Raw genomic sequence first — 8,599 nt, 5'->3', positions numbered from 1 at the left:
CCCCCCCCCCCCCCCCCCCACGGCGCCCTCGGGCACCACCACGTGCGCGGGAATGCCGCGACCCCGCGCCGCCAGCGCCAGCGCTGCGCCGTGGTTGCCCGAGGAATGGGTGACCACGCCCCGCCCGGCCAGCGCCGGGTCCAGCGCCCAGACCGCATTGCAGGCGCCGCGGAACTTGAAGGCGCCGCTGCGCTGGAAGTTTTCACACTTGAAGAACAGCTCGGCGCCCGTCAGTTCGTCCAGCGACGCCGAACGCAGCACGGGCGTGCCGTGCGCGTGCGGGGCGATGCGCGCGGCGGCGGCCAGCACATCGGCGTGAGTCAAGAGGCCATCGGTCATGTCGGGTCCGTGCAGGGGTGCGTGCTAGCCTAACAAAGCCGCAAATCCTTACGGAATGCCCCTAAAAATGAGCTCTCCCCGCACGGATGGCTTCGTCCATCTGGCCGATTACACCCCGCCCGCCTGGCGCATCGTGCATGCCGACCTGGCCTTCGATCTCGACCCCGAAGCCACCCGGGTGACCGCCCGGCTTGAGCTGCAGCCCGACCCGGCACAGCCCGGCGCGCCGCTGGTGCTGGACGGCGAAGGCCTGGCGCTGCTGGCGATTTCGCTCGACGGCGTGGCGTTGGACCCGGCCCGCTACCAGCACGGCGAGCGCGAGCTGCGCATCCACGGCGTGCACGCCGCCTGCGTGCTGGAAACCGTGGTGCGCATCCACCCGTCGGCCAACACGCGGCTGGAAGGCCTGTACACCAGCGGCGACCTGCTGCTGACCCAGTGCGAAGCCGAGGGCTTCCGCCGCATCACCTTCTTCACCGACCGGCCTGACGTGATGCCGCGCTGGCGCATCGTGCTGCGGGCGCCGCGCGCGGCTTACCCGGTGCTGCTGGCCAACGGCAACCCGGTGTCGGCGCGCGCGCTTGAAGACGGCCGCCACGAGGCCACCTGGGAGAATCCGCACCCCACGCCGGCCTACCTGTTCGCCATCGCCGCCGGCGCGCTGGATCGCGTCACCCGCACCGTCACCACGATGGAAGGCCGCGACGTGGAGCTCAACGTCTGGGCCGACCCGGCCGACGTGCCGCGCTGCGACTACGCGCTGGGCGCCGTCGAACGATCGCTGCGCTGGGACGAACAGCGCTTCGGCCGCGCCTACGACCTGGACGTGTTCAACGTGGTGGCGGCGCAGTACTTCACCATGGGCGCGATGGAGAACAAGGGCCTGAACATCTTCAACGCCCGCTACGTGCTGGCCGACGAAACCACGGCCACCGACGCCGACTTCATGGGCATCGAATCGGTGGTGGCGCACGAATACCTGCACAACTGGTCGGGCAACCGCGTCACCCTGCGCGACTGGTTCCAGCTGTCGCTCAAGGAAGGCCTGACCGTGTTCCGCGACTCGGAGTTCAGCGCCGACCTGCATTCGCGCGCGCTCAAGCGCATCGAAGCGGTGCGGGTGCTGCGCGGCCGCCAGTTCGCCGAGGATGCGGGCGCGCTGGCCCACGCGGTGCGGCCGGACCGCTACCGTGAAATCAGCAATTTCTACACGCTCACCATCTACGAGAAGGGCGCCGAAGTGGTGCGCCTGCTGCACACGCTGCTGGGCAACGACGTGTTCCGCGCCGGCATGGACCGCTATTTCGCCGACAACGACGGCCGCGCCGCCACGCTGGAGGATTTCCTGGCCGCGCACGCCGGCGCCAGCGGTCGCGACCTGGGCCAGTTCGCCCGCTGGTACGCCCAGGCCGGCACGCCCGAGCTGCACATTGCCGAAGCTTTCGATGCCGGCCGCGGCGAGTACACCCTCACCGTCGACCAGCGCCTGCCGCCGACGCCGGGCCTGCCCGAAAAGCAGCCGCTGCTGATCCCGCTGCGGCTGGCGCTTTACGACGCCGACGGTGCGGCCATCACCGCGGCGCCCACCTGCGACGCGGCGGTGGGCGCGGGCCGCGTGGAGCTGGTGGCGGCGCGGCACGTGCTGCGCTGGACGGGCCTGAAGGCCAAGCCGCTGCCCGCTTTCAACCACGGCTTTGCCGCACCGGTGAAGATCGCCTTCGACTACAGCGCCGGCGACCTGGCGCGGCTGGCGCGGCTGGAGCGCGACCCGTTCCTGCGCTGGGACCTGCTGCAGCAGCTGGCCACCGGCGCGCTGCTGCGCACGCTGGACGAGGACGCGGCCGCCGGTGCACTCAGCGACGCGCTGGCCGACCTGCTGGAAGACGAGTCCGCCGACCCGGCGTTCGTGGCCGAATGCCTGGCGCTGCCCGACTTCGACACGCTGGCCGAATCGGTGGCGGTGGTGGACGTGGACGCGCTGATTGGCGCCCGCGAATCGCTGCTCGACCGCCTGGCCGAAGACCAGGTGGAGCGCCTGCAGGCCCGCTACGAGGCGCTGGCCGATGCCGCCGGCCGCGGACTGACCGGCGAGGCGATGGCGGCACGCGCGCTGCGCAATGCCTGCCTGTCGTGGCTGACCCGCCTGGACCCGATGGCCGCGCTGGCGCAGGCGCAGTTCGACGGCGCACGCGACATGACCGAGCGCCTGGGCGCGCTGCGCTGCCTGGTGCATTTCGACGCCCCGGGCGCCGAGCCGGCGCTGCAGGATTTCCGCAGCCGTTTTGCCGACGACCCCCTGGTCACCGACAAATGGCTGAGCCTGGTGGCCACGCGCCCGCATCCGGACACGGTGGACGCCATCGTTGGACTGCTGGGTTCGCCGTGGTGGAACGTGACCAATCCCAACCGCGTGCGCGCCGTGCTGGGCGTGTTCGCGCGCAGCAATCCGCTGGGCCTGCATCGCCGCGACGGCCGCGGCGGCGTTTTGCTGGCCGGACAGATCGCGCTGCTGGACGCCATCAACCCGCAGGTGGCTTCGCGCCTGCTGGGTGCGTTCGAGAGCTGGCGCCGCCTGGCCGAACCGCAGCGCGCAAACGCGCGCGCGGCGCTGGCGTCGCTGGAAGGCAAACTGGTGTCGCCGGACTGTGGCGACCTGCTGCAGCGGCTGCTGGAGGACTGACCCGGGCGAAGCTCAGCGCTTGCCCATCAGGCTGGTGACGGCCGAGCCCAGCACCACCAGCGCGGCGCCCAGGTAGCCCAGGCTGGTGACCTGTTCGGAGGCGATGCTGGCGGGCCAGAGAGCGTGCACGCCGGCCACGGTGCCCAGGCACAGCAGCGGCGTGATGGCGAGGATGGCCGACACCCGCGACGCCTCCCAGTGCGCCAGCGCTTCGGCGAAGGCGCCGTACGCCACGAGCGTGTTCAGCGCGCAGTAAAGCAGCAGGCCCCAGTGCAGGCCATCGAGCTTGAGCAGGGACGCGGGCGAGGCCAGCGGCAGCAGCGCCACGCTGGCCACGGCATAGATGAACAGCAGGATGGCCGGCGACGACAGCCGCATCAGCAGCTGCTTTTGCAGCAGCGCATACGTGGCCCACACCACCGCCGCGAAAACCACCAGCGCCGAACCGGCCAGGTAGCCCGGGGCGCCAACGTCGAGCTGGTCGCGGAAGAACAGCGCCAGCCCGCCCGTGATCACCGCCAGGCCCGCCCACTGCCAGGCGTTGAAGCGTTCGCGGAAAACGAAGATGCCGCCCAGCGCCATCAGCAGCGGCGCCAGCTGGATCAGCAGCTGGGCGTTGGCGGGCGAGGTGTGCTGCACGCCCAGCAGGTAGAAGACGTAGTTGCCGATCAGGCACAGCGCCGCCACCAGCAGCAGCCACCAGCGCTTGCGGTCCAGCGCCGCGAACCCGCCCAGGCCGCCGCGCGCCGCCAGCCAGGCCAGCATCACCCCGGCGGCCAGCACGAAGCGGAACCAGGTGAGCGTGTAGGGGTCGACCTGTTCGAGGGTGATCTTCAGCGCCACCGGCAGCGTGGCCCAGCACGCTGCGGTCACCAGGGCCAGCAGCAGGCCCAACTTCCAGCGTCCCGAGGCTTGGTGCAGCGACATGGGTGACCCGGGGCGGCGATGTGAAGGGCGCGAACAGTAGCACGCGCACTTGATACGGCGAGGTTAAGCACGGATTCACCGCCTCGCGCCGAGACTGGGGTCGTCCATTGGGGGGTCGTCCATGTCGCGCCGAATTGTCCTGCTCGCTTCCTTGCTCATGCTTGGCCTGTCGGGCTGCGTGACCATGAACGAGGGTTACTACCGCGAGGGCTACTACAGCGACGGCGGCTACTACTATCCGGCCGAAGACGGCTACGGCGACTATTACCAGGGTCCCGAAGAAGTCGACTACAGCTATTACGACAGCTATTCGTATTCGCCGTTCTGGAGCCTGGACCGCTATGCCTGCGGCCCCTACTACAGCTGCTCGCCGTACTGGAACAGCTATTACGGCCGCCCCTATTCGGGCTGGAGCCTGTCGTTCGGCAGCCAGTGGAGCTATGGCAGCTGGGGCTGGTACGGCCGCAGCTGGTCGCCCTGGTACAACAGCCACGACTACTGGCGCCACTCCCGTTACCCGCGCAACCCCGACCGGGACAACCGTCCGCCGCCGCGGGTGGTGACGCCGGGCGACGACAGCCCGCCGCCTTACCACTACACGGGCGGGCCGCGCCCGGGCGTGCGTGATCCGGGCGGCATCGACGACAACCGCGGCGACTACCGTCGCCCGCGTCCCGGCCCTGGCCCCGGCCCCGGCCCCGGCGTGGACAACAGCGCCGACAAGGGTCGCTGGACGCCGGAGGGCTATGTGCGGCCGCTGCCCAGCGCCGACTTCCGCGAGCGCAAGAAGCCGGCGCCGCCGATCGAGCGCCGCATCACGCCCGTTGGCGATGTCCAGCCGCAGCCGGGCGTGGACGCCAGTGGCCCGCGCCCGGACTACCGCGGCTACCGCGGGTCGTCGCCTTCGCAGCCGCGCCAGGTGCCGCGCTTCCAGCGCCCCGAGGCGAGCGAGATGCCGCGCTACGAGCGGCCCGAGCCGCGCCAGACGCCGCGTTTCCAGAACCCCGAAGCGCGCCAGGACCCGCAGTACCAGCGCCCCGAGCCGCGCCAGGTCCCGCAGTACGAACGGCCCCAGCCGCGCGAGATGCCGCGCTACGAACGTCCCGAGCCGCGCGAAGCGCCCCGCCAGGAACGTCCCGAGCCGCGGCAGGCGCCGCGCTTCGAGCGCCCTGACCCACCCGAAGTGCGAGCTCCGTCACAGAACCAAGCTTCGGAACGGGAGGAATAGCCCTTCGCCCGTTGCTTCACCTGCGCAGGCGGTCCATTCTTTGACCGTCGACTGACCCAAAGCGTCGCTTAGTGACGCTTGAGCATGCCCCCGCATCGCTTGTTCGGCGCCCGGCACCAGGTCCCCCGGATACCCCCTGTTCCCAAAGACCCGCCGGGCGCCGACTTTTAATCCTGCCGCAACCGTGCGGCCCCAAAAAAAAGCCAAAAAAAGGGTCGGGGACACCCCCCCCGGGGGTGCCGGCCCAGGCATACCAAACCCGCCCCAGGCCCGCCCCGGGTGAGTGTGGGGAACCCCCCCCCGCCCCGCCCCCCCCCCACCCTGGCATCCCTACCGCGCGCCTGACCAGCCCCTGTTCAGTCTGGTCAACGCCCCCCGGCGTCGGCCGCGGTAGGTGCCTTTTGCTCAAAGCAGGAACCGTGCCAAGCTCAGGCCGCCCGCACACGGGCCCTGCGGCGCGTGATAATCCGCCCGCACCGCGGCCACAGCCAGGGAACACAAATGGTGAGCTACGACGTCATCGTGATCGGCGGTGGCCATGCCGGCACCGAAGCCGCGCTGGCGGCCGCGCGCGCCGGTGCGCGCACGCTGCTGCTGACCCACAGCATCGAAACGGTCGGCCAGATGAGCTGCAACCCGGCCATTGGCGGTATCGGCAAAGGCCACCTGGTGCGCGAGATCGACGCGATGGGTGGCGCCATGGCCAAGGCCGCCGACCGCGCCGGCAACCTGTGGCGCACGCTCACCGCCAGCAAGGGTCGGGCCGGGCGCGCCACGCGCGCGCAGGCCGACCGCGTGCTCTACAAGGCCGCCATCCGCAGCATCGTCGAGAACCAGCCCGGGCTTGAGATGTTCCAGCAGGCGGTGGACGACCTGCTGATCGAGGGCGACCGCGTCACCGGCGTGATCACCCAGAGCGGGCTGGTGTTCCGCGCCGGCGCCGTGGTGCTGACGGCGGGCACGTTCCTGGCCGGCCGCATCCACGTGGGCCTGGTGAACTATCCCGGCGGCCGCGCCGGCGACCCGCCGGCCCCCACGCTGGCGCCGCGCCTGCGCGCGCGGCCGTTCGTCGTGGACCGGCTCAAGACCGGCACGCCGCCGCGCATCGACGGGCGCAGCATCGATTATTCGGGCCTGGCCGAGCAGCCGGGCGACACGCCGGTGCCGGTGTTCTCGTTCCTGGGCAGCGCCGCCGACCATCCGCGCCAGGTGTCGTGCTGGATCACCCACACCAGCGAGCGCACGCACGACATCATCCGCGGCGGCCTGGACCGCTCGCCGATGTACTCGGGCGTGATCGAAGGCGTGGGCCCGCGCTACTGCCCCAGCATCGAAGACAAGGTGGTGCGCTTCGCCGACAAGGCCTCGCACCAGGTGTTCGTGGAGCCCGAAGGCCTGGACACGCACGAGGTCTATCCCAACGGCATTTCCACGTCGCTGCCCTACGAAGTGCAGGTGGACCTGGTGCGTTCGATCAAGGGTTTCGAAAACGCGCACATCACCCGGCCGGGCTACGCGATCGAGTACGACTATTTTGATCCGCGCGGGCTGAAGGCGTCGCTGGAAACCAAGCTGGTGGCCGGGCTGTTCTTCGCCGGCCAGATCAACGGCACCACCGGCTACGAAGAAGCGGCCGCGCAGGGCCTGCTGGCTGGCCTGAACGCCGCGCGCCACGTGCAGCAGCGCGACGCGTGGTCGCCGCGCCGCGACCAGGCCTACCTGGGCGTGCTGGTGGACGACCTGGTGACGCACGGCACCACCGAGCCCTACCGCATGTTCACCAGCCGCGCCGAATACCGGCTGCAGCTGCGCGAAGACAACGCCGACGCGCGCCTGACGCCGATCGGCCGCGAACTGGGCGTGGTGGACGACGCGCGCTGGGCAGTGTTTGCGCGCAAGGCCGAGGCGGTGGAGTCCGAACGTGGCCGCCTGCAGGCGCTGTGGGCCGCACCTGGCGGCGCCATCGCCAGCGAACTTTCGCAGCGCACCGGCATTGCATTGAGCCGCGAGGCCACCGCGCTGGACCTGATGAAGCGCCCCGAGATCGACTACGCCACGCTGATGCAGCTGCCCAGCCTGGGCCCGGGCGTGGACGACGCGGCGGTGGCCGAGCAGGTCGAAATCGGCGTGAAGTACTCGGGCTACCTGGTGCGCCAGCACGAAGACATCGAGCGCAGCCGCCGCCACGAGGAAAGCCGCATCCCGGACGACTTCACCTACGCCGGCATCTCCGGCCTGTCGGCCGAGCTGCAGGCCAAGCTGGCCCAGGTGCGGCCCGAAACCATCGGCCAGGCCCAGCGCATTCCCGGCATGACGCCTGCCGCCATTTCCCTGCTGCTGGTTTGCCTGGCCAAGCGTCGCGGCCGGCGCGTGGCCTGAGCCCGCCCCGCGGCAGTTGATGATGCAGCGGGTGGGCAGTGCGACGATGACGGCGGCGGAAGAAGCGGTTAGCGTGAACGGATGAAAACCCTGCTGCTGACCCTCGCCCTGCTGCCGGCCCTTGCCATGGCCGCCACCGTTGAACCGTGGCCGCTGCCCGCACCCGCCGGCGCGTCGCAGCCCAACCTTTCCGTGGCGCCCGGCGGGGACCTGCTGCTGAGCTGGATCCAGAAAGATCCCGCCGGCGGCCATCGGCTGGTGTTCGCGCGCCAGGGCCCTGCGGACGCGCGCTGGTCGGCGCCGCGCTTGATCGCGCAGGGCAAGGACTGGTTCGTGAACTGGGCCGACTTCCCCGCGCTGCAGGCGCTGCCCGACGGCAGCCTGTGGGCGCATACGCTGGTCAAGAACGGCCAGGCCACCTACGCCTACGACGTGCGCCTGCAGGTGTCGCGCGACGGCGGAGTGACCTGGCGGCCCGCCGACGCCGTGCACGACGACGGCACGCCCACCGAACACGGTTTCGCCAGCCTCTGGCCGCAGTCGCGCGACCAGCTGGGGATCGTCTGGCTGGATGGCCGCAAGACCGCAGGCGGCCACGACCATGCCGACCACGGCGGTGCCGGGGCGATGACGCTGCGGTCGGCGACGTTCGATGCGGCCGGCCAGCGACGCACGGACCTCGAAATAGACGCCATGGCCTGCGACTGCTGCCAGACCGATGCGGCGATCAGCGGCCGCGGCGTACTGGTGGCCTACCGCGACCGCGAGGCCGGCGAGATCCGCGACATCAAGGTCGCCCGTTTCGACGGCAAGACCTGGACCGCGCCGGCGCCGGTGCACGCCGACCGCTGGTTCATGCCCGCCTGCCCGGTGAACGGCCCGGCCATTGCGGCGCGCGGCAACCGGGCCTGGGTGGCGTGGTACACCGGCGCCGGCGCCCCCCCCGGGGGGGGGGGGGGGCCCGGGGGCCACCCGGGGCCGTGGGTTGGGGCCCGGGGCGGAGTGGGCGCGGGGGGGGGGCCGGGGGGCCCCCCCCCCGGCCGCGG

6 protein-coding genes are annotated in these 8,599 nt (G+C 71.3%); 4 read left to right on the top strand and 2 right to left on the bottom strand.

From position 1 onward, the window contains the following. A partial coding sequence (locus K0M70_RS15795) for a pyridoxal-phosphate dependent enzyme (protein ID WP_290783666.1) occupies window positions 1–339 on the bottom strand: 339 nt, incomplete at its 3' end. 67 nt (window positions 340–406) lie between these two features. Here K0M70_RS15795 and pepN point away from each other — a divergent pair. Continuing rightward, window positions 407–3,019, top strand: a complete 2,613-nt coding sequence (gene pepN / locus K0M70_RS15790) for an aminopeptidase N (RefSeq protein WP_290783663.1) — start codon at window positions 407–409, stop codon at window positions 3,017–3,019. 12 nt (window positions 3,020–3,031) lie between these two features. On the opposite strand, the gene K0M70_RS15785 is transcribed toward pepN, so the two are convergent. After that, window positions 3,032–3,946, bottom strand: a complete 915-nt coding sequence (locus K0M70_RS15785) for a DMT family transporter (RefSeq protein ID WP_290783660.1) — start codon at window positions 3,944–3,946, stop codon at window positions 3,032–3,034. A gap of 121 nt (window positions 3,947–4,067) precedes the next feature. Here K0M70_RS15785 and K0M70_RS15780 point away from each other — a divergent pair, with 121 nt between their 5' ends. From K0M70_RS15780 to K0M70_RS15770, 3 genes are all read left to right on the top strand, one after another. Next, entirely contained in the window at window positions 4,068–5,174 is a 1,107-nt protein-coding gene (locus K0M70_RS15780) for a hypothetical protein (protein ID WP_290783658.1), read from the top strand. Between the two features lie 501 nt (window positions 5,175–5,675). Further along, window positions 5,676–7,553, top strand: coding sequence for a tRNA uridine-5-carboxymethylaminomethyl(34) synthesis enzyme MnmG (gene mnmG, locus K0M70_RS15775; RefSeq protein ID WP_290783655.1), 1,878 nt, complete (start codon window positions 5,676–5,678; stop codon window positions 7,551–7,553). 81 nt (window positions 7,554–7,634) lie between these two features. Beyond that, on the top strand, window positions 7,635–8,599 hold a 965-nt coding region (locus K0M70_RS15770), incomplete at its 3' end, for a sialidase family protein (RefSeq protein ID WP_290783653.1).

This window comes from Arenimonas sp., from assembly GCF_019459675.1.
Taxonomy (GTDB): Bacteria; Pseudomonadota; Gammaproteobacteria; order Xanthomonadales; family Xanthomonadaceae; genus Arenimonas.
The sequence above is the reverse complement of the archived record's forward strand: the minus strand, read 5'-3'. Positions and strand labels throughout refer to the sequence as shown.